This is a genomic window from Streptomyces sp. NPDC001927 (genome assembly GCF_053594455.1).
Genome location: NZ_JBSFEN010000016.1, coordinates 122,019 through 143,529, shown reverse-complemented (window position 1 = coordinate 143,529; position 21,511 = coordinate 122,019). Strand labels below are relative to the sequence as shown.

Genomic DNA, 21,511 nt, shown 5'->3' with positions numbered 1-21,511 from the left:
GCACTCGGTACGGGCCCTGGGCGCCGGTCTCGCCGAGGCGCTCGCGGGCGTGCACGGGCTCGGCCTCGTCCCACGCCCTCCGAGGCTGAGGAACTCTATTTCGGCTAGTAGGTGACCGACAGGGTCCGAACGGTGAGATTGAGCCCGGAAGTGCCGTAGTTGACGGCGAAGTAGTACTCGCCTGAGCCGTGGTCGGACCAGTTGCCGGACGAAGTCGCCGCACTGCCCGCGAAGCAGTTGGTGAACGAGGCGGTCACGTACTGCGGGTCGGGTCCGGTGGTGTCCTTGCGAAGGGTGACGCTGGCAACTCTGTTGCTGCCGTTGTCGGTGCATCCGGTGAACTTGATGTTGGTCGAGCCACCCGTGTCGTACCAGCGACGGGACTCGTAACCGGGACCGGCGTACGAAAGCGAGCTGCTCCAGGAAGAGGCCTGCGCCGGCGCAACGACGACGCCGAGGACGGCGGCGGCACCGAGAGCAACAGTGCCTACGCGGCGAGCCTGCTCGCGCATGGTGATGAAACGTGCAGAACGCATGTGTCGTTTCCCTGGGTTGATGACGGAGAGACGACGATCATTCAAATGATAGACATCATTATGTTTCAAGGGGATTTCCCGTGGTGTCGATCACCTCTTACGCAATCAGCCGTTCAGGAAACGGATTTGCCCCCTCCGCCCCGGGGGCGACGAGGTAGCACCAAGCGCCGAACAAAGCAGCAGGTCTGTCGGCGCTGTTCGGGGAAATGAACGACGTCACCGATGCCGCATAGCCGAACTCACATCCCTGCAGGCCGTACTGACCGCCCGTGCCGACAGGCCTGCCCCCCCCCCTACGACCGGTCGGTGTCTCCCGCTGGGCCTGACCCGAGGAGCCGGCGGAGCCAGCGGGTGCGGGTGGTGCGGGCGTCCTGGCTGACGGTGGCGTTGGGGGCGATGCCGTCGAAGCTGTGGAAGGCGCCGGGCCAGACGTGGAGTTCGGCCTGGCCGCCCGCCCGCCAGATCGCGTCGGCGTAGGCAATGTTCTCGTCCCGGAACATCTCGGCCGAGCCGACGTCGATGTAGGCGGGAGGAAGCCCGGAGAGGTCCGTCGCGCGGGTGGGCGCCGCATAGGGCGGGACGTCGGCGGAACCGTAGAGGTCGTCGCCGAGGTACGCCTGCCAGAAGGTCGCGTGAGAAGTGAGGTCGCCGATGTCGATGCCCGACATCTGCCGACTGGAGAAGCTGCTCATCCGGTCGTCGAGCATCGGACAGAGCAGCACCTGCCCGAGCACCGCCGGACCGCCCCGGTCCCTGGTCAGCAGGGCAAGGCCAGCGGCCAGCCCGCCACCCGCGCTCTTGCCGCCGATGAGGATCCGGCCGGGGTCGACGCCCAGCTCGGCCGCGTGCTCGACGGCCCACGCGAGCGCGGCGTAGCAGTCCTCCAACGGACCCGGGTACGGCGTCTGCGGCGCGAGCCGGTACTCGACCGAGAGCACGGCCATACCCAGCGGCTCGGCCCAGTCGTTCAGAACGCGCGGCAGCACGGACCACGCGTTCCCCATGACCATGCCCCCGCCGTGCATGTAGAGGAGCAACGGCAACGGCCGCCCCGCGAGCCCGGCCGGCCGCCCGCTCACGAGCGTCACCTCCGGCCCGCCCGCAGGCCCCGGCACGCTCAGCTCCGCCACCTCGAACCGGCCCCCGTCGCCCAGCTCCTCGACCGTCGGCCGGGGCCGGGCGCTGACGTCCCGCTCCTGCACCGCCCGCAGGTTCTCCGGGGTCACAGGCGCCAGCGCCTCGGGGTCCAGGCCCGCAAGTACGACGGCCAGCTCAGGGTCGAACGGCGGTACCGGCACCACCGCTCAGCCGATCCGACCCTCGGCAGCGGCCACCACAAACGCGGTGAACGCCGCCGGAGTTGCCAGGAAGGTCGGGCCATGAGGGTTCTTGGAGTCCCGGACGGCTACGTGGGCGGTGAGGTCGGCGACCTCGACGCACTCGCCGCCGGTGTTCCCGCTGTAGGAGGTCTTGCGCCAGACGGCGGTACCGATGGGCGCGCACTCGACGCAGTCGCCTCCGGTGTTCCCGCTGTAGCTGGACTTACGCCACCGCGCGCTGGTCAGGCCCTGGTTGGTCCCCATAACGTTCCTCCATTACGCGCATGATCAGTTCCGCCGAATCCTCTACGGACAGGGCAGACGCCTGCAAGTGAGCGTAACGAAGGGCAGCCTCCCTGACAGTGTCAGGGTTCGCGGTCATGTGACCCGAGATCAGGTCCTCCGTGTAGACGATGTCCGGGTCCTCCTCGAAGCGAAGCCAATTGAAGGCGCCGATCAGGCTGGCATGCTGCCCCGCCTCGAAGGGCAGCACCTGGATCCGCACCCAGCGGTTGCTCAGGAAGCTCAGCAAGTGCGCCAGTTGGTTCCGCATAACTTCCCGGCCACCGATCGGCCGATGCAACGCGGCCTCGTCCAGAATGACCCAGATCATCGGCGGCTCTTCCCTGTCCAGGATGCGCTGGCGCTCCATCCGAGCCGCCACCAGGCCTTCGAGGTCCTCGGGCAATCCGGTCGCCAGGACGGCACGCGCATAGTCCTCGGTCTGCAGCAGTCCGTAGACCAACTGCGCCTGGTACGTCGAGATGTACGCCGCCTTCGCTTCCATCTCCGCATACGGCTGGAACCACGTCGGCAGCTGGCTCTTCAGAACCAACCCCACCACCCGTGTGAATACCCCGCCCGTCATGAGGGCCGCGTCCAGCTGCTCCGAGAACTTACGCGTGGGGACCTTCTTCGCCGTCTCTATCTGGCCGATCAGTGATGCCGAGCAGAAGACGACGTCACCCAACTGCTGCTGGTTGAGGCCCGCCTCCTCCCGCAACCGGCGAAGTTCCCAGCCGTAGTAGTCCAGCGGCGAGGCGCTGGGATCGAGGCTGCGGATGTTGACCACGACGAGGCCACCCCCAAGCTCACGCATCACTGCATTCGTTTCGGTCCGTAGCCGAGCGTAACCAGGCCGCTCCACCCTGGTGGCATGAATCACGTAACTGACCTCTACCCTGCGGAACTTCAGACCAGCTACCGCATGGGCTTCACCGTCGGTGAGCACTCGGCAGGTCACATGCGCCGGATCCTGCGCATGTCCCTCGGCCGTTGGGGGCTCGATCACCTCGCCGACGCGGGCGGGCTCGCGCTCACCGAGTTGGTCGCCAACGTCGTGCGGCATGTGCCCGGGCGGCGGTGCACGGTGTTGATCCTGCGGGAGCCGCACGGGCTGCGGGTGGAGGTCGCCGATGCCGTGCCGGGGGTGCTGCACGCGAAGGTCGCCGCGCCGCTCGCGGAGGGTGGGCTGGGGCTCGTGCTGGTGGAGGGGGTGACGGACCGGTGGGGGGTGTCGGAGGCGGCCGGCGGGAAGACGGTGTGGTTCGAGTGCGACGCGTAGGGCACCATGGGCGCTCGCAGCTGCCGTACCCGCCAGTAGGAGGCCCCCATGCCCGCGCCCGAGATCGTCGCCGCCTTCGAGGCCGCCAAGGGCTTCATGCCGCTCGACGAGGGGCTTGCCCTGTACGCCGCCGCCACGGAGGCCGCGAAGCTCGGGCTGCCGCTCCTTGAGGTCGGCACGTACTGCGGGCGGTCCACGATCCTGCTGGCCGACGTGGCCCGGGAGGCCGGGACGGTCGCGGTGACCGTGGACCACCACCGGGGCAGCGAGGAGCAGCAGCCGGGGTGGGAGTACCACGACGCGACCGTCGTGGACCCCGAGGTCGGCCTCATGGACACCCTGCCGACCTTCCGGCGGACGCTGCGCAAGGCGGGCCTCGAGGAGCACGTGATCGCGGTCGTCGGGCGCTCCCCGCAGGTGGCCAAGGTCTGGGCGGGCGAGCTGGGCCTCGTCTTCATCGACGGCGGGCACACCGACGAGCACGCCGGCAACGACTACGAGGGCTGGGCGCCCAAGGTCGCCGCCGGCGGGCTGCTGGTCATCCACGACGTCTTCCCGAACCCGGAGGACGGCGGCCAGGCCCCGTACCGCATCTACCTCCGGGCTCTGGAGTCGGGCGACTTCGAGGAGGTCTCGGTGACCGACTCGCTGCGGGTCCTGCGCCGCCGCTGACAGCGACCGGCCGCCCGGCTAGAGGCCGACGCCGAAGCCCCTCGTCACGTACAGGCAGTTCGTGTACGAGTACCCCGGCTCGATCTTCGCCGTGCTCGACTTGTCCCCCGCCGACAGCGACCCCGCACCCGGCCGCTTCTGGAGAAGGTGGTAGTCGCCGGCGGGCAGCAGCAGCGTCGCCTTCGGGTACTTGGACGACGGTCCGGAGCACACCTTCGGCTTGGCGGCGCCCCGCGCGAGGATGTCCCCGTACGCCGTGCAGGTCCCGCACGCCTTCAGCGTGACGCGTCCGGTCACGGGGCCGGTGTAGAGCAGCTCGACCTCACCGGGCCCGTCGTTGGACACCACCATGACCATCCGGGAGCCGCCGGGAGCCGTGGCGGGCGGCAGCCGGTTGCCCGCGGCCGGCGTCTCGTCGGCTATCTCGGCGGCGATCGCGATGGAGCGCGCGTGGGCGACCTGCGGGCTGCCCGGGTAGTCCTCGACGTACTCGTTCATCGTGTCGAGGGCCTCGCTGAACTCCTTCTCCTCGAACTGCTCGACCCCACAGGCGAAGTCGCCCTTCTGGATCTCCTTGCCCGTGTCGGTCGAGACGGCGGAGAACGTGTCCTTCGGCAGCAGGTCGACGGTGGTGCGGAAGCGCTGGAGTTCGAGGACCGCGTCGCAGGGGTCCGTGCTGCCGGCGGCTATCGCCGCGGCCCGGGTCCGCAGCCCCTCGCGGACCGTCGGCTCGACCTTCTTCGCGTGCGAGGACTCCGGGAACGTCGACAGCAGCGCGTTCAGGTTGTCCCCCGCCGCCGCCTCCGTGCCCGCGCGGGCGAGACCGGTGATCCCGCACTCGTACCAGGAGTGGGCCAGCGGGTCGTCCGCCTTGCCCGTCAGCCCGTCGAGGAGCGCGCGGTCCACCTTCTCCGGGAGCGCGCGCAGATGCTGGAGCCCCGGGACGGCCTCGCAGTATTTCTTCTGCTGGTACGGGGTCGAGACGGACGCGTAGTAGTCGTTCAGCCGGTCGGGGACCTGGCGGCCCGCCCGCGAGCCCGCGTGCTTCGTGCCGAGCTCCTGATAGACGGCGAGCGCCTTGCCGTACGCGTTCTCCGCGCCGCCGAAGCTCTGGCCCTCCACCGACTTCACCTGCTTGTCCGCCTCCGCGAGCCGCGCGAGCAGCGACTGCTCCACGGCCTCGTCGCGCGCCGCGCCGTAGGCGACGGAGCCGCCGACCGGCACCGCGAGCAGCACGAGCCCGAGGGCCAGCGGGAGCGCGAGCCGCCGCGCCCCGGTGCCGGCCGTGGCGGCGGCGCCCGCGGGCAGGGCGAGCGGGGCGCGCAGGCCGCGCCGTGCGCCGTCGACGGCCGCGGCCAGCAGGAACGCTCCGTATCCCACCAGGACGCCGGTGGGGACGCCGTCCACGTCGGCGGGCAGCGCGACGAGCAGCAGCACGGCGGTCGCGAGGACGCAGACGGCGGCCTGGACCCACTTCTTCAGCAGGACGTATCCGAGTCCCAGGCAGGACAGATTCAGCAACCCGACGAGGACCGCCTGCGCCGGGTTCGACTCGACCGGTGCGGGCGGCGGCACCGGAACCCCGGGAGGCTGCGTGGGCGGCTGCACGGGCGGCGGCGGAAAGCCCACTGTCCCTGGCGCCCCATACGCCCAAGGTGTCTCCGACACCCCTTGCGGCCCCTGCTCTCCCCCTGGACGTACGTCGTTCGGCTCTTCCCCCGTCACAGTTCCCCCCGGTGTCCGTGTACGTCCTCTCTGCATACCCGCCACGCGGCCTTCACAGTCCCGCCGCGTCGGCCGAACACGCACCGGAACCTCCGACTAGAGTCGCAAGGTGCCGTACGACCAGCGAAAGACCCGCGCCCGCGCCCTCGCCGCCTGCGCGGCCCTCACCGCGCTCGCGACGGGCTGCGGTGGCGGCGGCTCACCCTCGGCGACCCCGGACGCCAAGACGACCACGAGCGCCCTCACCCCCACGCCGGCCACGCCCCCCTCCGGCGGGCTCCCGCTCGCCGGCCGGACGATCGTGATCGACCCGGGTCACAACCCCGGCAATTTCCAGCATTCCCGGGAAATCAACCAGAAGGTCGACATCGGCACAGGTCGCAAGGAATGCGACACCACCGGCACCTCCACCGACGCCGATTACACCGAAGCCGCATTCACCCTCGATGTTTCACACCGTCTGCGTGATCTCCTCACGGCCCGGGGCGCGAAGGTCCTGCTCACCCATGACGCCGACCGCCCCTTCGGCCCCTGCATCGACGAGCGCGCGCGGACCGGCAACGCCGCCCGCGCCGACGCCGTCGTCTCCGTCCACGCGGACGGTTCCGCCACCGGCAACCGCGGTTTCCACGTGATCCTGCCCGCCAAGGTCGGCTCCGGCGCCGCCGACACCTCGAAGATCGTCGGCCCCTCCCGTGAGCTCGGTGAGGCCATCGCCGCCCACTTCGCGCGCGCGACCGGCACCGCGCCCGCCAACTACCTCGGTGGCGGAACGGGGTTGGACGTACGGGACGATCTCGGGGGGCTCAACCTCTCGACCGTGCCCAAGGTCTTCGTCGAGTGCGGCAATATGCGTGACCCGAAGGACGCCGCACTCCTCACGAATGCGGCATGGCGCCAGAAAGCGGCGCAGGGACTGGCGGACGGCATCGGGACCTACCTCAAGGGGTAGTACCGACGGGCGATAGATTCCCTCCGTACGATGGGGGCCGCCCCCGTGCTTCGCGCCACCCCGACGAGACGACCCGACGAAGGACTTCTTACGTGAATATCCGCTCCCTCACTCGAGGCGATGGCGTTCTGATCGGTGCAGCGGTGGTGCTGTTCATCGCTTCGTTCCTTGACATCAGCGGCTGCGACGCCGCCCCCGCCGTCTGCGACCAGGTCCCGAGCACGAACTCCTGGGAGGTCTCCCCCCTCGGGTGGGGCGCCATCATCCTCGGCATCGCGGGTGCCGCGCTCGTCGTCCTGTCGCGCGGTCTGCCGCAGCTCCAGAACCGCAAGGTCGCGGGTCTCGAGCTGGGCCAGGTCGGTGCCGCGTTCACCGTGGCCTCGGCCTGGAACATGCTGATGTGGATGTTCGAGTCGGTGAACGCCGGTGCCGGCCTCATCCTCGGCCTGATCGCCTCCCTGATCCTGGCCGGCGCCGCCGTCGCCGCCCCGCTGGTCCCCGCCCTCAAGGCCCCGCTCCTGAGCGCCCCGCAGCCGCAGACCCCGCAGCCCTACGGCATGCAGCCGGGCCAGCCCGGCCAGCAGGGCGTCCCCGGCGGCTACGGCTACCCGGGCGCCGCCCAGCAGCCCTACGGCGCCCAGCCCCAGCCGTACGGCGCCCAGGACCCGAACGCGCACGCCGCCGCCCCGCAGCCGACCCCGGCCCCCGCTCAGGGCGGACAGGGCCAGCCCGCCGGTGACTTCGCCCCGTTCTGGTTCGCGGTCCCGGTCGCCCGCCCGCTGTACGCGGAGGACGGCTCGCCGACCCCGATCGCCGAACTGGCCCCCGGTACCTGGTACCTGGCGGTCGAGCAGCGCGGCCAGAGCCTGATCGCCCAGACCCAGGACGGCCGCCGCGGCGTCCTCCAGGACACCACCGGCATCCAGCGCGGCTGAACGACCCACCGCCTCACGGCCCCTCGCCCGGAATCCCTTCCGGGCGAGGGGCCGTTGCCGTACAGTCCCCCGAAAGCGTGAACTGACGGAGCGTCAGAAAGGTGCCGCGTCATGCGTCTCGGACTCGCTCTCGGCTACTGGGGACGCGGACCCTCCCCCACCCACCTCGAACTCGCTCGGGAGGCCGAGCGGCTCGGGTACGGGTCCGTGTGGACCGCGGAGGCGTGGGGGTCCGACGCGTTCACCGCGTTGACGTGGATCGCCGCGCACACCTCGCGCATCCGGCTCGGGACCGCCGTCGCGCAGATGGCCGCCCGGACGCCCACCGCGACCGCCATGCACGCGCTGACGCTCGACCACCTCTCCGGTGGGCGGATGATGCTCGGGCTCGGGCTCTCCGGGCCCCAGGTCGTCGAGGGGTGGTACGGCCGGCCGTTCCCGCGCAGTCCGCTCACCGCGACCCGCGAGTACGTGGACGTGATCCGCCAAGTCCTGCGCCGCGAGGGGCCCGTCGCGCTCGACGGACGGTTCCACTCCCATCCGTACGCCGGAGCGGACGGCACCGGGCTCGGGAAGGCCCTCAAGCCCATCACCCACCCCCTGCGGGCCGATCTGCCCGTACTGCTCGGGGCCGAGGGGCCCAAGAACATCGCGCAGACCCTGCGGATCGCCGACGGCTGGCTGCCGCTCTACTGGTCGCCCTCGCGGTACGCCGAGGTCTACTCGCTCCCCGAGCGGCTGCCGGAGGGGTTCCTGGTCGCGCCCATGGTCCGTGCCCAGGTCTGCGACGACCCGGCCGAGGGGCTGCTGCCCGTCAAGGCCATGCTCGGGTTCTACATCGGCGGCATGGGGCACACCGCCCGCAACTTCCACGCCGATCTCATGGCCCGCATGGGGTACGAGTCCGAAGCCCGGCACATCCAGGAGCTGTTCGCGGCCGGCCGCCGCGAGGAGGCCGTGCTCGCCGTGCCCGACGCCTTCGCGGACGAGATCTCCCTCGTCGGGCCGAAGGAGCGGATCGCCGAGCGGCTCGCGGAGTGGCGGAAGGGTCCGGTGACGGACCTGCTGGTCACGGCACCGGACCTGGCGACACTGAGGCTGCTGGCCGAGCTGAACGCGTAGCCTCAGCCGCCCAGTTGGGACGTGCTCGGCACCTTGTCCGTCACCACCGCGCCCGCGCTCGCGCCCGCGTCCTTGACGTTCTGGATGACGTCCTCGAACGAGCCGACGTCCGCCTCGCTCGCCTCGCCCTTGCGGAGCTTCGTACCGAGCTCCTTGAGCTTCTCGATGCCCGCCGTGAGCGGCGCGACCGCCTTCGAGAGGTGCTCGTCGCCCTTGGCGTTGTTCACCGCCGCCTTGAGCCGGTTGTACGCGAACGCCCCCGCCAGGCCCGCCTTGACCAGGGCGAACTTCTGACCGTCCGCGCCCTTCTTGAACTTGCCCGCGCGGTACGGCTTGACGATCCACTGGTACGTCGCGCCGGCCGCCAGGCCCGCGTTGGCGACGAACCGGGTTTTGGCGAGTTTCTGCTGCTCCGCCGTCGTGCTCGCCGTCGCGCTGCCGCTCGCGCTCTGCGCGTCGTCGCCGCCGCAGGCGGCCGTCGTCAGGAGCAGGGCGCAGGACAGCAGCAACGCCACCACTCCGCGGCGTATCGGACCGGAAGGAACACCGGACGGAACAACGGAACTGGGCACGGCTCGACCTCCCTGAGGGCTTTGGCCACAGCCTCGCCCCGCCCCCACCGCTCCGCCACTCGGGCGACTCCGAACGGGTTTCGAGGGCCTGGGAAGCGGCAAAACGACACCCATGACTGAACACAGAGGTACGACGCAGGCGGCCAGGGTCATCGCCGTCGCCGCCGACATAGCCGCCGGCCTGATCGGCCTGTGGATCCTCATGTACCTGCTGGAGGCCAACCGGGCCAACGCCCTGGTGAGTTTCGTCCAGGACGCCGCCCGCTGGCTGGCCGCCTGGTCCTACGACCTCTTCACCTTCGACGACGCCTGGGCGCGGGTCGTCGCGGGCTACGGTCTCGCCGCCGTCGTCTACCTCGCCATCGGGCACGCGGTGGCGGGCAGGCTCCGCAGCCGCTGACGTTCCGCGGAAACCTCGCCGCCGCCCCTCAGGACCCGCAGCACTCCGGTTCAAGCCCGCTCGGCAGCCGCTCCCCGCCGAAGACCGCCACCGTCGCCTCGTCGCCGCCCAGCGCCGCCACGGCGAGCAGCAGCGAACCGGCCGTCCAGCTCGTGAGCTCCTCGGGCCAGACGGCCGCCTCGCCCTCGAAGACGTACCCCGTCCAGTACATGCCGCCCTCGGCCCGCAGGTGCTGGATGGACTGGAGTATCTCCAGGGCCCGGTCGGACTCGCCCATCGCCCAGAGGGCGAGGGCGAGTTCGCAGCTCTCGCCGCCGGTCACCCACGGGTTGGGCAGCACGCACCGCACGCCGAGGCCGGGGACGACGAAATCGTCCCAGCGCTCGTCGATCCGGGCCGTGGCCGCCGCGCCCCTCACGGCGCCGCCGAGGACCGGGTAGTACCAGTCCATCGAGTAACGGGACTTGTCGAGGAAGCGCTCCGGGTGGCTGCGGATCGCGTGGCCGAGCGCGCCCGTCGCCAGTTCCCAGTCGGGCTGGGGCTCCTCGCGCGCCTCGGCGATGGCGAGCGCGCAGCGCAGCGCCTGGTGGATGGAGGAACTGCCGGTGAGGAGCGCGTCCTCGACCGCCTGCCCGTCCGCCTCCCGCTTCCAGCCGATCTGCCCGCCGGGCCGCTGGAGCGCGAGGACGAACTCGACGGCGGCGTAGACGACCGGCCACATCCGGTCGAGGAACGCGTCGTCCCCGGTCGCGAGGTAGTGGTGCCAGACGCCGACGGCGACGTACGCGACGAAGTTGGACTCGCGGCCGCGGTCGGTGACGTCGTCCGCGTCGCCGTCGCGGTAGGCCGCGTACCAGGAGCCGTCGGCGTTCTGGTGCCGGGCCAGCCATTCGTACGCCCGGGCCGCCGCCGCGTGCTCGCCGGCGGTGTCCAGGGCCATGGCGGCCTCGGTGTGGTCCCAGGGGTCGAGGTGGTGGCCGCGGAACCACGGGATCGCGCCGTCCTCGCGCTGGACGGCGAGGATCCCGGCGACGGTCTCGGCGGCCTGTTCGGCGGTGAGGACCCCGGGGAGGAGCAGGTGCTCCGCGATCTGCTCGGGAGACGTCACTTGGCGCCGGCCTCGACGGAGTCGGAGTCGGCCTTCGGCAGGTGGGGCTTGGTCGCGTACGCCACGAAGCTCTTGCCGACCACCGGGTTGAGCAGCTGCTCGGCGACCCGGGTCAGGGCGGGCTTCTTCATGATGTCCCAGACCAGGAGCTTGTGGTACGCCCGTACCGGCAGCGCCTTGTCGTTGTCCACGCCGAACGCGCACTTCAGCCACCAGTACGGCGCGTGCAGCGCGTGCGCGTGGTGGGTGCCGTACGGCTTGAGGCCCGCCTGGCGGATCTTGGCGAGCAGCTCGTCCGCCTTGTAGATGCGGATGTGGCCTCCCTCGACCTCGTGGTACGCGTCGGAGAGCGCCCAACAGACCTTCTCGGGGCCGTAGCGCGGGACGGTGACGGCGATCCGGCCGCCGGGCTTGAGGACCCGGACCATCTCGGCGAGGACGCCCTTGTCGTCCGGGATGTGCTCCATGACCTCGGAGATGATCACGACGTCGAACGACTCGTCGGGGAAGGGCAGGTTGAGCGCGTCGCCCTCCATCGCCGTGGCGGTCGCGCCGGCCGGGGCCTCGCCGGCCTCCTTCATCGCCGCGAACCACTTGGCGACCTCGCGGATCTCCTCGCCGTTCTGGTCGAGGGCCACGACCTGGGCGCCGCGCCGGTAGCACTCGAAGGCGTGCCGGCCCGCACCGCAGCCCAGATCGAGCACGCGGTCGCCGGGGGCGAGCGGGAAGCGGGTGAAGTCGACGGTCAGCACGAGGTCTGCCCTTCCGGTGCGGTGGTGGTGCGGGGGTGGGAGCGGTACGCGGGGGCGGTGGCGGCGGGCACGGTCACCGGCGGGCTCCTTGGCGTACGGGACGCCCCTGGGAGGCGATCGCCTCGCGGTACAGGTCCGCCGTGCCCTGGGCGGCCTTGGCCCAGGTGAAGCGGTCGAGGACACGCTCGCGCCCCGCCGCCCCGAGGCGCGCGCGGAGTTCCGGGTCGGCGAGGAGCCGGCCGAGGGCGGTCGCGAGGGCGCCCGCGTCGCCGGGGCGGACGGCCAGGCAGGTCTCGCCGTCGGCTCCGGTGACCTCGGGGATCGCGCCGCCGGTGGTGGCGACGAGCGGGGTCCCGGTGGCCATGGCCTCGGCGGCCGGCAGCGAGAACCCCTCGTACAGGGACGGTACGCAGGAGACCTGGGCGGACCGGACGAGGTCGACGAGCTCGCGGTCGGAGATCCCCTTGACGAACTCGACGGCGCCTTCGAGCCCGTACCGCTCGATGGCCTGGGCGACCGGCCCGTCCTCGGCGCGCTTGCCGACGACGACGAGGTGCGCGGCCGGGTTCTCGGTGCGGAGCTTCGCGAGGGCCTCGACGAGGTGGACGAGGCCCTTGAGCGGGACGTCGGCGCTGGAGGTGGTGACGATGCGGCCCGGGACCTCGGCGACGGACGGGTCGGGGGACCAGAGGTCGGTGTCGGCGCCGATGTGGACGACCCGGACGCGGTCCTGGCGTACGCCGAGGTGGGAGACGATCTCCTGCTCGGAGGAGCCGGAGACGGTGAGGACCGAGGGCAGGCGCCGGGCGACGCGCTTCTGCATCCGGGTGAAGCCGTACCAGCGGCGGACGGAGAGGCGCCGCTTCCAGTCGTCGGCGGCGTCGAGGTCGAGCTGCCGGTCGACGGTGATGGGGTGGTGGATCGTGGTGACGAGCGGGGCGCCGAGCACCCGGGGGCCGCCGAGGAGTCCGTAGCCGAGCGTCTGGTTGTCGTGGACGACGTCGAAGTCGCCGCGGCGGGCGGCGAGCATGCGCCGGGCCCGCAGGGAGAAGGTGAGCGGCTCGGGGAATCCGCCGGTCCACATGGTGGCGACCTCGAGGGCGTCGATCCAGTCGCGGTACTCGTCGCGCTTCGGCGTACGGAAGGGGTCCGGCGAGCGGTAGAGGTCGAGGCTGGCGATCTCGGTGAGCGGGACGCCCTCGTCGAGGGTGGGGTACGGCTGGGAGCCGATGACCTCGACGTGGTGGCCGAGGCGGGCGAGTTCACGGGAGAGGTGGCGGACATAGACGCCCTGACCACCACAGAAGGGATTTCCCTTGTACGTGAGGAGAGCGATCCGCAACGGGGAGTCACCGTGGTCCGGGACGCCCTGGCGGGGGCTTGCCTCTATGGCCTCAGCGGTCACTCGCGGCCCCCTTCGAGCTTGCGTTTCGCGGGAGCGTAACCGCTCGCGCTAATCTAGAACAAGTTTCAGACTTGTCAGACGTGATCATTCTTGATCGTTCAAGGAGCACAGAATCTACCGGCAGGTAGCCGCGTCGCGAGAGCCGCACCAGGTGATTCGCGCCACGGCGGAAGCCCCGCCATACTCCGGCCGTACCGCCGCTCGCCCACCGCACGGAACGGGACTTCATGACCGCGGAAGACAGACCCGCATCGCCGCCCCTGACGGAGCGCCAGGAGGCGCGCCGCCGTCGCATCCTGCACGCGAGCGCGCAGCTCGCCGGGCGGGGCGGATTCGACGCCGTACAGATGCGGGAGGTCGCGGAGGCGGCCGGGGTGGCCCTGGGCACGCTGTACCGCTACTTCCCCTCCAAGATCCATCTGCTGGTCGCGACGATGCAGGACCAGCTCCAGCACATGCACACCACGCTGCGGAAGCGTCCGCCCGCGGGTGAGACCTCGGCCGAGCGGGTCGCGGAGACGCTGATGCGGGCGTTCCGGGCGCTCCAGCGCGAGCCGCAACTCGCGGACGCGATGGTGCGGGCGCTGACGTTCGCGGACCGGAGCGTCAGCCCGGAGGTGGACACCGTCTCGCGGCTGACGACGGCGATCATCCTGGACTCGATGGGGCTCGAACACCCGACGCCGCAGCAGCTCTCGGCGGTACGGGTGATCGAGCACACCTGGCACTCGGCGCTGATCACCTGGCTGTCGGGGCGGGCCTCGATCGCCCAGGTCAAGATCGACATCGAGACGGTGTGCCGCTTGATCGACCTGACGATGCCGGAGGGGTCCGGGTCCGCGTCCGGTTCCGCGTCCGGTTCCGGTTCGGCGTCCGCGGCAGCGACCGGCCCCGTGGCCCCGTAGAGGGGCCACGGGAGGCGGCAGACGGCGGACCGTTACTGCTTCTTGTTCTTCTCCAGGTCGGCCTTGAACAGCGCCTCGCACTTGGCGGAGTTGTCCGTGCCGATGAACATCACCATGGCGAGGCCCGCGGCGCCGTGGTTGCTGGCCTTGAGCGACCAGCCGCCCTTGTTCAGCGTCTGCACGGTGGAGCCGGCCTGCTCGGTCTTCTGGCCCTGCGTCCAGCCGCCGCCCGTCAGCGTGGTCACCGTGGCCTCGTAGGACTTCTTCGGGTCCGCCGCCTTCTGGGCGTCGGGCGTCCACGACACCATGCACTCCTTGAGCCCGGCCGGGATGTCCTCGCCCGAGGAGTCCCGGACGAAGCCCGCCGCCGTGGCCGCGGCCTCGATCTCCTTCTCGACCGCGGCCGCGGTGGGGCTGTCGCCGCCGCCCGCCTCCGCGCCGCCGGTCGTGGAGCCCGAGGTGGAGGCGGTGGAGCCGCCGCCCTTGTTCTTGCCCGAGCCGCCCTCGCTGCCGCAACCCGCGACCAGCAGCACCACACCGGCGGCCACGGCCACCATCTTCGCCTTGCGCACAACTCTCCCAATACTGAGTGCACACGGGCCTGTTGCCCCCGTGATCAAGGGAAGATTTTTGCACGTGGGAAGGGTCCGGGGCGCCGCGCCCGGCCGTGCACCCCACGGTCAGTCCTGGTTCACCAGGAGATCCCAGTCCTTCTGGCTGAACCCGTTCATGCAGGCGTCCTCGGAGGCCTGGAAGGACACCATCTCGACGGATCCCAGGTCGTGATGCCGGCCCATCAGCGTCCAGCCGCTCTTCTTGAGCGTGACGCTGACGGTGCTGCCCTTCGCGTCGACCTTCTCCTCGCGGCGGTCCGTCGTCACCCTCCACCCCCTCTTCACCAGTTCGGCGGTGGTGGCGTCGAACTTCCCCCGGGGATCTCCGCTTTCGGGCAGCTCCGGGTCCGTGCTCATCCAGTGCGCCGAACAGGCCGTGGCCCGCGCCTTGAGCCGCTCCTTCTCGCGCTCCTTCTCGGTGGACGGCGTGGCGGAGGGCGTTGCGGACGCCACCGCCTCGGGCCGTCCGGAGGCCGGCAGCCCGACGGCGGCCGTGGCCCCGTCGATGTCGGCCTGGGCCGCGGTCCGCCCGAAGGGCGTGCCGGCATCGGCCTGCCCCGCGGACTCGCCGCACCCGGTCAGAAGTGCCGCCGCGGCCATCGCCACGGCAGCCCATCGCATCCTCACCATGTCCCCCACCCCTGTCGTACGTATGCCGCAGGAGTGTCACACACGGCTCGGGCCCGTCGACCGGGCCGGTCACTCCTCAGGCGGGAAGACCGGCTCCCCGCTGTCGAGCAGGGTGATCAGGATGGCCTCGACCGGGCAGCCCTCGGCCGCCGCGAGGACGCGCTCGTTCGCGTCGGACTCCGGGTCGCGCGGGTGGGACTGGCGGGCCGTGTCGAGCCGGAAGCCGTCCGGGGCGTGGTTGACGCACATGCCGGAGCCGATGCACACGCTCCGGTCGACCTCCACGATCCAGCGGTCGCCCATCACGCACCACCGGGCCCCTCGTACCCGGCCGGCAGGTGGACCATCTTGTACTCCAGGTACTCGCTGAAGCCCTCGGGCCCGAACTCCCGGCCCAGGCCGGAGTTCTTGTAGCCGCCGAAGGGGCCGAGCATGTCGAGGCTGAAGGTGTTGATGTTGAAGGTGCCCGTGCGGACCTTCCGGGAGAAGTCGATGCCGTGCTCCACGTCCCCGGTCCAGACGCTGCCGCTGAGGCCGAAGTCGGAGTCGTTGGCGATCGCGAGGGCCTCGCTCTCGTCCCCGTACGGGAGGAGGCAGATGACGGGCCCGAAGATCTCCTCGCGGGCGATGCGCATGGAGTTGTCGACGCCGCCGAAGAGGGTCGGCTCGACGTACCAGCCGCGGTCGAGCCCGGCGGGCCGGCCACCGCCGGTCAGCACCTTGGCGCCCTCGTCCTGCCCGATCTTGATGTAGTCGAGGGAGCGCTGCCGCTGCCGCTGGGCGACGAGCGGGCCGACCTGGGTGGCGGGGTCGAGCGGGTCGCCGACCACCAGGGCGCCCGCGGCGGCGGCGAAGGCCTCGGCGATCTCGTCGTACCGGCTGCGCGGGGCGAGGATGCGGGTCTGGGCGACGCAGGCCTGGCCGTTGTTCATCCAGGCGGCGGGGACGATCCCGGCGACGGTGGCGGCGAGGTCGGCGTCGGGGAGGATGACGGCGGCGGACTTGCCGCCGAGTTCGAGGGTGACGCGGGTGAGGTTGCGGGAGGCGACCTCCATCACGCGCTTGCCGGCGGCGACCGAGCCGGTGAACGAGACCTTGTCGACGCCCGGGTGGCCGACCAGGTACTCGCTGACCTCGCGGTCGGCGGGCAGGATGGACAGGACGCCCTCGGGAAGGCCGGCCTCGGTCGCGATCTCGGCGAGGATGTACGAGTCGAGGGGCGACTCGGGCGACGGCTTGAGGATCACGGTGCAGCCGGCGAGCAGGGCGGGCCCGAGCTTGGCGGCGGCGGTGAACTGCGGGACGTTCCAGGGCACGACGGCCGCGACGACGCCGACGGGCTCGCGGCGCACCATGATCGGTCCGAGGACGCCGGCGCGCCGGCTCTCGTACGGGAACTCGCGGGCGATGGTGATCGCCGCGTCCCAGACCATCATGGCGCCGAGGGCCTGGGCGAGGACGCTCCAGGAGTACGGGGAGCCGTTCTGGGAGCTGATCGACCGGGCGATCTCCTCGTGGCGCACGGCGATGGCGTCCTTGATCCGCCCGACGACCGCGATGCGCTCCTCGAGGGTCGTCCGCGGCCAGGGCCCGTTGTCGAACGCCTCCCGGGCGACGGCGACGGCCCGGTCCACGTCGGCCCGCGAGGCGTGCGGCACGCGACCGATGACCTCCTCGCTGTGCGGCGAGATCACCTCGATGACGTCCCCGCCCGCCGGCTCGGTCAACTCCCCGCCGATGTACAGCTTTCCGTGCTCCACAAGCTCGGTCATGACCGACTGCCTCCCGGAACGGAACCCGCGATGTTTCTGACTGTGTATCAGAACTGATACCAGTTCTAGTTATAGGGAGCAATGCTCCGGACGGAATGGGCCCCCACCAGCCCCTTTGGACGGCCAACTGCCCACCCGAACCCCTCACATCACGCCACCTCCGCGACGGTTAACATCACGTGTCCATTTCCCCCCGACCCAAGCCTGGAGTCCCCCCATGGACCGCACCCCCGGCTCCCCCCTCTCCCGCCGCGGCCTCATACGCACCGGCGTCGGCGCCTCGCTCGCCGCGCTCGGGCTCGGCGTCGGCGCGCAGACCGCCTCGGCCGACGTGGCCGTCACCAAGCGGTTCGACCTCACGCAGCCGTCGCACGACCTGTTCCGGTCCGCGAACACGCACGGCGCGCGGGTCCAGCAGAGCTTCGCCTTCGACTGGGTGAACAAGTTCCTGTTCGTGGCGACCAAGCGGAGCGGAAGCCCCGAGTCCGCCGGCGACCTGTGCATCAACAAGATGGACTTCGACGGGAACTACCTCTCGTACATGCACCTCAACGGCTTCGGCCACGGTGTCGCCTTCGCCGCGCTGCCGGACGGTTCGGGCACCGAGCTGTGGATCGAGTGCGCCGCGAACGGCAACGGGTACGGCACCGCGCTCGCCCCCATCCGGTACACCCCCGACACCACCCTGAGCTCGCCGGCCGGCTCGGCCGCCTACCGGCCGATCGCCGGGGCCACCGAGTACACCTGCTCCGTCGATCCGGTCTACCGGCGCGTGATCGTGCGCTACCACTCCAGCGGCGGCAAGCGCATCGCCGTGTACCCCCTCTCCGCCTTCGAGACGCGCAGCTTCGGCACGCCGCTGGTCGACTTCAAGCAGCCGACGATCTCCGGTACTCCGCAGGGCTACACCCTCTACGGCTCGTACATGTACTTCCTGACGGGTGACGCCTACCCCGGCGACGGCACCCCGACCGGCGACGGCAACTCCTACGTCACGAGCATCGACATCAACACGGGCACCGTGGAGCAGGGCCCCGTCCTCACCAAGGCCGGCTCCACCCTCCACCACCGCGAGCCCGAGGGCCTGGCGATCTACCGCACGGACGCCGGCGAGGCCCGTCTCTTCATCGGCTTCGCCACCGGAGTGGAGGGCGACCGCCGCTCCAGCATCTTCTACAAGAACGTGCTGGTCTGAGCCATGTCCGCCCGGCGGCCCGTCATCGGCCGCCGGGGGGACACCGCCCACGACGGGCCGATCGCGGCTTCGGGGACGGGCGAGGACAAGGCGACGCAGGCCACTCTGACGGATCGTCAGTTCTCGTTATAGTGGGCCGTGTTCGAGCAGGCGTCTTGCCGTCGCGGAGAGATGAGGGCCCATGAGCCAGGTGACCGAGCACGGCGGAGGCGTCTGGTCGATCCGGGTCCCCATCCCGGACAACCCCCTCGGGCACACCCTCGTCCACGTCCTCGACACCGACCGGGGGCCCGTGCTCGTCGACACCGGCTGGGACGATCCCGCGTCCTGGACCGAACTGGCCGACGGGCTGGTCGCGTTGGGGACCTCCGTACAGGACGTGCACGGGGTCGTCATCACCCACCACCACCCCGACCACCACGGCCTCTCGGGGCAGGTCCGCGAGGCGTCCGGGGCGTGGATCGCGATGCACGCCGCCGACACCGCCGTCGTCCGCCGCACCCGCGAGTCCGAGCCGGGTACGTGGCTCGACTACCTCGCCCGCAAGCTGACCGCCGTCGGCGCGCCCGAGGAGCACACCGCGCCGCTCCTCGCCGCCCGGGCCTCGGGCCGCCGCGCGAGCACCCTGCCCGGGCTCCGCTCCGCCCTGCCCGACCGCGAGATCGTCCCCGGCGAACTCCTCGACCTCGCCGGCCGGCGCCTGCGCGCGATCTGGACCCCCGGCCACACCCCCGGCCACGTCTGCCTGCACCTGGAGGAGGAGCACCCCTCCCAACTCCCCGGGCACGGCCGGCTCTTCTCCGGCGACCACCTGCTGCCCGGGATCTCCCCGCACATCGGCCTCTACGAGGACCCGGACGACTCCACGGTGACCGACCCCCTCGGCGACTACCTCGACTCGCTGGAGCGGATCGGCCGGCTCGGCGTCGCGGAGGTGCTCCCCGCCCACCAGTACGCCTTCGCCGACGCGGCCGGGCGGGTACGGGAGTTGCTCGACCACCACGAGGAGCGGCTCACCCGGCTCCTGGACCTCCTCGCTACCCCGCTCACCCCCTGGCAGCTCGCCGAGCGCATGGAGTGGAACCGCCCCTGGGACCAGATCCCGTACGGCTCCCGGCACATCGCGGTCAGCGAGGCCGAGGCGCATGTGCGCCGGCTCGTGAAGCTGGGCCGCGCGGAGGCGGTGGCGGGTACGGAGCCGGTGACGTACGTGGCGGTGTGAGGTCCGCCGTAGACCTCATGCTCAAGCCTTGGCGATCCTGATCACCGACGCCCCCAGGATCAGCGGAGCCGTACCGCCGCCGAGGATCATCATGGGAAGGGCCACCCACAGCAGCCAGTGCTCGCCGCCGTAAGCCGCGGCGTTCTCCACGAACATGACCCACAGGACGTGCAGGACGGTCATCGCGATCAGCGCGATCCAGAACAGCCCCACGCCCACCGTCCACAGCCGGACCCTGCCGGGCGGGACCGTCAGCAGGCGCCGCCGGTAGAGGTGGAGTCCCACCATGGCGGCGAACAGGGCCAGGGTGCCGGGCACGCGCCACCACGCGTCCGCCGCCCACTGGAAGGGGCCCTGCTCCTGGTCCGATTCGGAGGGGTACCGCATCGCCCGGTCCATGAGGTCGACGCCGCCGATGAGGAAGACCACCATCGGGAGCAGGAAGAACAGCGCGTACAGCGGTCTGCCGAGCCCGAGCTTCAGGGTGTTCACCGCCCTCTCGCGGGCGGACGGGGCCCTGGACTCGGCCCGGGCACGCGGCACGGCCGCCTTGGGCCGGGGTCCGGGCGACACCCGGGCCGGGTAGGGGGTCGGGGTCAGGTTCGGGTCCTGGTTCGGGAGGACCGCCGTGGGCTTCGGGGCGTGGGAGGGCAGGGCGGTGGTGACGCGCTCCGACGACGCCGTGGCAGCGGGCTCGCCCACCTCCCAGGAGTCCTCCTCCGCCTCCGCGTTGAGCAGCTCCTCCGCCTTCTGCGCGATCGCGGCGATCACCGGCCCGGGCAGCCAGGAGCCGGTGGTCGCGCCCTGCTCGTCGGCGACGGCGGCCAGTTCGGCGACCGTCGGGCGGTCCTCCGGCCGCTTGGCCAGGCAGTGCCGCGCCAGCTCACCGAAGCGGCCGCCGACCCCGTCGAGGTCCGGCTCGTGGTGGACGAGCCGGTAGAGCAGCTCGGCCACCGAGCCGCCGCCGAACGGCCCGCGCCCGGTGGCCGCGAAGGCCAGGACCGCGCCGAGCGAGAAGACGTCCGCGGCCGAGGAGATCTCCTTGCCCTCCGCCTGCTCGGGCGACATGTAGCCGGGCGAGCCGACCACAAGACCGGTCCCGGTCAGCGCCGTCTCGTCGGCCGAGCGCGCGATGCCGAAGTCGATGAGGAGCGGTCCCGACTGCGCGAGCAGCACGTTGGACGGCTTGACGTCCCGGTGCACCAGGCCCGCCCCGTGCACCCCGTCGAGCGCGTGCGCGAGCCCGGAGAGCAGCCGCCACAGGGCCTCCTGGGGCAGCGGCCCATGGGCGATCACGGCCTCGGAGAGCGCGGGCCCGGGAACGTACGCCGTGGCCAGCCAGGGCACCGCCGCCTCGGGATCCGCGTCCAGTACGGGTACGGTGCCCGCGCCCCGTAAGGACTGGGCGGCCTTGACCTCGCGGGCGAACCGGCGCCGGAATCCGGGGTCACCGGCCAGGGTGCCGTGCACCACCTTCAGCGCGACCGTGCGCCCACCCGGCGAACGGCCGAGATAGACGCAGCCCATGCCGCCCTCCCCCAGGCGGTAGAGCAACCGGTACGCGCCCACCCGACGCGGATCGGTCTCGGTCAACGGCCGCATTTCACACCCCCGTGAGACGCCGTCCTCGCGAACAGCGGCCAGCATGGCACAGCGGGCCCCCGCCCCGGCGGCGAGTCAGCGAAGCCGGGCAGCCCCCCTCGTACCCACCCGGGCAGGGGCCCGGGGAGAGCCGGGCAACCCCCTCGTACCCACCCGGTCAGGGGCCCGGGGAGAGCCGGGGCAGGCCCCTTCCTCCCCACCCGCGCAGGGGCCCGGGGAGGACCGGGGCAGCCCCTTCCTCCCCGCCCGCGCAGGGGCCCGGGAAGAGCCGGGGCAGCCCCTTCCTCCCCACCCGGCCCGGCCGGGTACGGGCCGGTAGAGTGTGCGAGTCGTCATCACACCCGTACGGGGGGAAGCCGGTGCAAATCCGGCGCTGACCCGCAGCCGTGACCGTCCCTCGCAGCGCGCCAAGGCGCCCTGAGGACGGAAGTCGGAATGCCCCGCCCGGGACGTGACCGCCGGCACCGTCGAGGAATACGGAGCCGAGCCTGGTGCCTCAGCGTGCCGGT

General features: G+C 71.6%; 23 protein-coding genes and 1 riboswitch. Of the genes, 9 read left to right on the top strand and 14 right to left on the bottom strand.

The window, feature by feature from the left end:
* Window positions 1-104 precede the first annotated feature (104 nt).
* The 4 genes from ACWCO8_RS35360 to ACWCO8_RS35345 all read right to left on the bottom strand — a co-directional run bounded on the left by ACWCO8_RS35360 (window position 105) and on the right by ACWCO8_RS35345 (window position 2,927).
* Window positions 105-536, bottom strand: a complete 432-nt coding sequence (locus tag ACWCO8_RS35360) for a hypothetical protein (RefSeq protein WP_451035636.1) — start codon at window positions 534-536, stop codon at window positions 105-107.
* A 293-nt stretch (window positions 537-829) separates the two neighbouring features.
* Window positions 830-1,834 carry an alpha/beta hydrolase gene (locus ACWCO8_RS35355; RefSeq protein ID WP_451035635.1) on the bottom strand — a complete coding sequence of 335 codons (1,005 nt, stop codon included), beginning with the start codon at window positions 1,832-1,834 and terminating at the stop codon, window positions 830-832.
* Window positions 1,835-1,840: 6 nt separating this feature from the next.
* Window positions 1,841-2,119 (bottom strand): DUF397 domain-containing protein, encoded by a 279-nt coding sequence (locus tag ACWCO8_RS35350; protein WP_451035634.1) that lies wholly within the window; start codon window positions 2,117-2,119, stop codon window positions 1,841-1,843.
* Entirely contained in the window at window positions 2,079-2,927 is an 849-nt protein-coding gene (locus ACWCO8_RS35345; protein ID WP_451035633.1) for a helix-turn-helix domain-containing protein, read from the bottom strand. The genes ACWCO8_RS35350 and ACWCO8_RS35345 overlap by 41 nt, the downstream gene beginning before the upstream one ends.
* 84 nt (window positions 2,928-3,011) lie before the next feature.
* Between ACWCO8_RS35345 and ACWCO8_RS35340 the strand changes: the two genes are divergently transcribed.
* A complete protein-coding gene (locus tag ACWCO8_RS35340) occupies window positions 3,012-3,419 on the top strand; it encodes an ATP-binding protein (RefSeq protein ID WP_451035632.1) in 408 nt (135 codons plus the stop codon).
* A 48-nt stretch (window positions 3,420-3,467) separates the two neighbouring features.
* A complete protein-coding gene (locus tag ACWCO8_RS35335) occupies window positions 3,468-4,091 on the top strand; it encodes a class I SAM-dependent methyltransferase (RefSeq protein ID WP_451035631.1) in 624 nt (207 codons plus the stop codon).
* Between the two features lie 18 nt (window positions 4,092-4,109).
* Here the strand turns inward: ACWCO8_RS35335 and ACWCO8_RS35330 are convergent, their stop codons facing one another.
* Window positions 4,110-5,666 (bottom strand): hypothetical protein, encoded by a 1,557-nt coding sequence (locus tag ACWCO8_RS35330; protein ID WP_451035630.1) that lies wholly within the window; start codon window positions 5,664-5,666, stop codon window positions 4,110-4,112.
* Between the two features lie 259 nt (window positions 5,667-5,925).
* Between ACWCO8_RS35330 and ACWCO8_RS35325 the strand changes: the two genes are divergently transcribed.
* From ACWCO8_RS35325 to ACWCO8_RS35315, 3 genes are all read left to right on the top strand, one after another.
* A complete protein-coding gene (locus tag ACWCO8_RS35325) occupies window positions 5,926-6,768 on the top strand; it encodes an N-acetylmuramoyl-L-alanine amidase (protein ID WP_451035629.1) in 843 nt (280 codons plus the stop codon).
* Window positions 6,769-6,860: 92 nt separating this feature from the next.
* Entirely contained in the window at window positions 6,861-7,703 is an 843-nt protein-coding gene (locus tag ACWCO8_RS35320) for a DUF5336 domain-containing protein (RefSeq protein WP_451035628.1), read from the top strand.
* 111 nt (window positions 7,704-7,814) lie between these two features.
* Window positions 7,815-8,825 carry an LLM class F420-dependent oxidoreductase gene (locus tag ACWCO8_RS35315; RefSeq protein ID WP_451035627.1) on the top strand — a complete coding sequence of 337 codons (1,011 nt, stop codon included), beginning with the start codon at window positions 7,815-7,817 and terminating at the stop codon, window positions 8,823-8,825.
* A 2-nt stretch (window positions 8,826-8,827) separates the two neighbouring features.
* On the opposite strand, the gene ACWCO8_RS35310 is transcribed toward ACWCO8_RS35315, so the two are convergent.
* Complete coding sequence (locus tag ACWCO8_RS35310) at window positions 8,828-9,343, bottom strand: hypothetical protein (protein ID WP_451035645.1); 516 nt, start codon at window positions 9,341-9,343, stop codon at window positions 8,828-8,830.
* 166 nt (window positions 9,344-9,509) lie between these two features.
* Here ACWCO8_RS35310 and ACWCO8_RS35305 point away from each other — a divergent pair, with 166 nt between their 5' ends.
* Complete coding sequence (locus tag ACWCO8_RS35305; protein ID WP_451035626.1) at window positions 9,510-9,797, top strand: hypothetical protein; 288 nt, start codon at window positions 9,510-9,512, stop codon at window positions 9,795-9,797.
* A 28-nt stretch (window positions 9,798-9,825) separates the two neighbouring features.
* Here the strand turns inward: ACWCO8_RS35305 and ACWCO8_RS35300 are convergent, their stop codons facing one another.
* The 3 genes from ACWCO8_RS35300 to ACWCO8_RS35290 form a co-directional block, all read right to left on the bottom strand.
* Window positions 9,826-10,905: a prenyltransferase gene (locus tag ACWCO8_RS35300; RefSeq protein WP_451035625.1), complete on the bottom strand. Its 1,080-nt coding sequence runs from the start codon at window positions 10,903-10,905 to the stop codon at window positions 9,826-9,828.
* The gene (locus ACWCO8_RS35295; RefSeq protein WP_362016525.1) at window positions 10,902-11,657 is read right to left on the bottom strand and encodes a class I SAM-dependent methyltransferase; all 756 of its coding nucleotides are present in this window, start codon (window positions 11,655-11,657) and stop codon (window positions 10,902-10,904) included. The genes ACWCO8_RS35300 and ACWCO8_RS35295 overlap by 4 nt, the downstream gene beginning before the upstream one ends.
* 73 nt (window positions 11,658-11,730) lie before the next feature.
* A complete protein-coding gene (locus ACWCO8_RS35290) occupies window positions 11,731-13,062 on the bottom strand; it encodes a glycosyltransferase family 4 protein (protein ID WP_362016523.1) in 1,332 nt (443 codons plus the stop codon).
* Between the two features lie 227 nt (window positions 13,063-13,289).
* Between ACWCO8_RS35290 and ACWCO8_RS35285 the strand changes: the two genes are divergently transcribed.
* Entirely contained in the window at window positions 13,290-13,967 is a 678-nt protein-coding gene (locus ACWCO8_RS35285; RefSeq protein ID WP_451035624.1) for a TetR family transcriptional regulator, read from the top strand.
* A gap of 32 nt (window positions 13,968-13,999) precedes the next feature.
* On the opposite strand, the gene ACWCO8_RS35280 is transcribed toward ACWCO8_RS35285, so the two are convergent.
* The 4 genes from ACWCO8_RS35280 to ACWCO8_RS35265 all read right to left on the bottom strand — a co-directional run bounded on the left by ACWCO8_RS35280 (window position 14,000) and on the right by ACWCO8_RS35265 (window position 16,983).
* A complete protein-coding gene (locus tag ACWCO8_RS35280; protein ID WP_451035623.1) occupies window positions 14,000-14,539 on the bottom strand; it encodes a hypothetical protein in 540 nt (179 codons plus the stop codon).
* Window positions 14,540-14,647: 108 nt separating this feature from the next.
* Complete coding sequence (locus tag ACWCO8_RS35275) at window positions 14,648-15,211, bottom strand: hypothetical protein (RefSeq protein ID WP_451035622.1); 564 nt, start codon at window positions 15,209-15,211, stop codon at window positions 14,648-14,650.
* A gap of 69 nt (window positions 15,212-15,280) precedes the next feature.
* Complete coding sequence (locus tag ACWCO8_RS35270; RefSeq protein ID WP_362016515.1) at window positions 15,281-15,514, bottom strand: ferredoxin; 234 nt, start codon at window positions 15,512-15,514, stop codon at window positions 15,281-15,283.
* Window positions 15,514-16,983 carry an aldehyde dehydrogenase gene (locus ACWCO8_RS35265; RefSeq protein ID WP_451035621.1) on the bottom strand — a complete coding sequence of 490 codons (1,470 nt, stop codon included), beginning with the start codon at window positions 16,981-16,983 and terminating at the stop codon, window positions 15,514-15,516. Before ACWCO8_RS35265 ends, ACWCO8_RS35270 begins: the two co-directional genes overlap by 1 nt.
* A gap of 217 nt (window positions 16,984-17,200) precedes the next feature.
* Here ACWCO8_RS35265 and ACWCO8_RS35260 point away from each other — a divergent pair, with 217 nt between their 5' ends.
* Window positions 17,201-18,178 carry a phage baseplate protein gene (locus ACWCO8_RS35260; protein WP_451035620.1) on the top strand — a complete coding sequence of 326 codons (978 nt, stop codon included), beginning with the start codon at window positions 17,201-17,203 and terminating at the stop codon, window positions 18,176-18,178.
* A 181-nt stretch (window positions 18,179-18,359) separates the two neighbouring features.
* Window positions 18,360-19,400, top strand: a complete 1,041-nt coding sequence (locus ACWCO8_RS35255) for an MBL fold metallo-hydrolase (protein ID WP_451035619.1) — start codon at window positions 18,360-18,362, stop codon at window positions 19,398-19,400.
* Window positions 19,401-19,421: 21 nt separating this feature from the next.
* Here the strand turns inward: ACWCO8_RS35255 and ACWCO8_RS35250 are convergent, their stop codons facing one another.
* Window positions 19,422-21,002: a serine/threonine-protein kinase gene (locus ACWCO8_RS35250; RefSeq protein WP_451035618.1), complete on the bottom strand. Its 1,581-nt coding sequence runs from the start codon at window positions 21,000-21,002 to the stop codon at window positions 19,422-19,424.
* Between the two features lie 349 nt (window positions 21,003-21,351).
* Window positions 21,352-21,443, top strand: a riboswitch (cobalamin riboswitch).
* Window positions 21,444-21,511 lie beyond the last annotated feature (68 nt).

Coding starts and splice junctions, on each gene's coding strand:
- ACWCO8_RS35360 (WP_451035636.1), bottom strand. CDS start 536: ATGCGTTCTGCACGTTTCATCACCATGCGCGAGCAGGCTCGCCGCGTA.
- ACWCO8_RS35350 (WP_451035634.1), bottom strand. CDS start 2,119: ATGGGGACCAACCAGGGCCTGACCAGCGCGCGGTGGCGTAAGTCCAGC.
- ACWCO8_RS35340 (WP_451035632.1), top strand. CDS start 3,012: ATGAATCACGTAACTGACCTCTACCCTGCGGAACTTCAGACCAGCTAC.
- ACWCO8_RS35335 (WP_451035631.1), top strand. CDS start 3,468: ATGCCCGCGCCCGAGATCGTCGCCGCCTTCGAGGCCGCCAAGGGCTTC.
- ACWCO8_RS35315 (WP_451035627.1), top strand. CDS start 7,815: ATGCGTCTCGGACTCGCTCTCGGCTACTGGGGACGCGGACCCTCCCCC.
- ACWCO8_RS35305 (WP_451035626.1), top strand. CDS start 9,510: ATGACTGAACACAGAGGTACGACGCAGGCGGCCAGGGTCATCGCCGTC.
- ACWCO8_RS35285 (WP_451035624.1), top strand. CDS start 13,290: ATGACCGCGGAAGACAGACCCGCATCGCCGCCCCTGACGGAGCGCCAG.
- ACWCO8_RS35275 (WP_451035622.1), bottom strand. CDS start 15,211: ATGGTGAGGATGCGATGGGCTGCCGTGGCGATGGCCGCGGCGGCACTT.
- ACWCO8_RS35270 (WP_362016515.1), bottom strand. CDS start 15,514: ATGGGCGACCGCTGGATCGTGGAGGTCGACCGGAGCGTGTGCATCGGC.
- ACWCO8_RS35265 (WP_451035621.1), bottom strand. CDS start 16,983: ATGACCGAGCTTGTGGAGCACGGAAAGCTGTACATCGGCGGGGAGTTG.
- ACWCO8_RS35260 (WP_451035620.1), top strand. CDS start 17,201: ATGGACCGCACCCCCGGCTCCCCCCTCTCCCGCCGCGGCCTCATACGC.
- ACWCO8_RS35255 (WP_451035619.1), top strand. CDS start 18,360: ATGAGCCAGGTGACCGAGCACGGCGGAGGCGTCTGGTCGATCCGGGTC.
- ACWCO8_RS35250 (WP_451035618.1), bottom strand. CDS start 21,002: ATGCGGCCGTTGACCGAGACCGATCCGCGTCGGGTGGGCGCGTACCGG.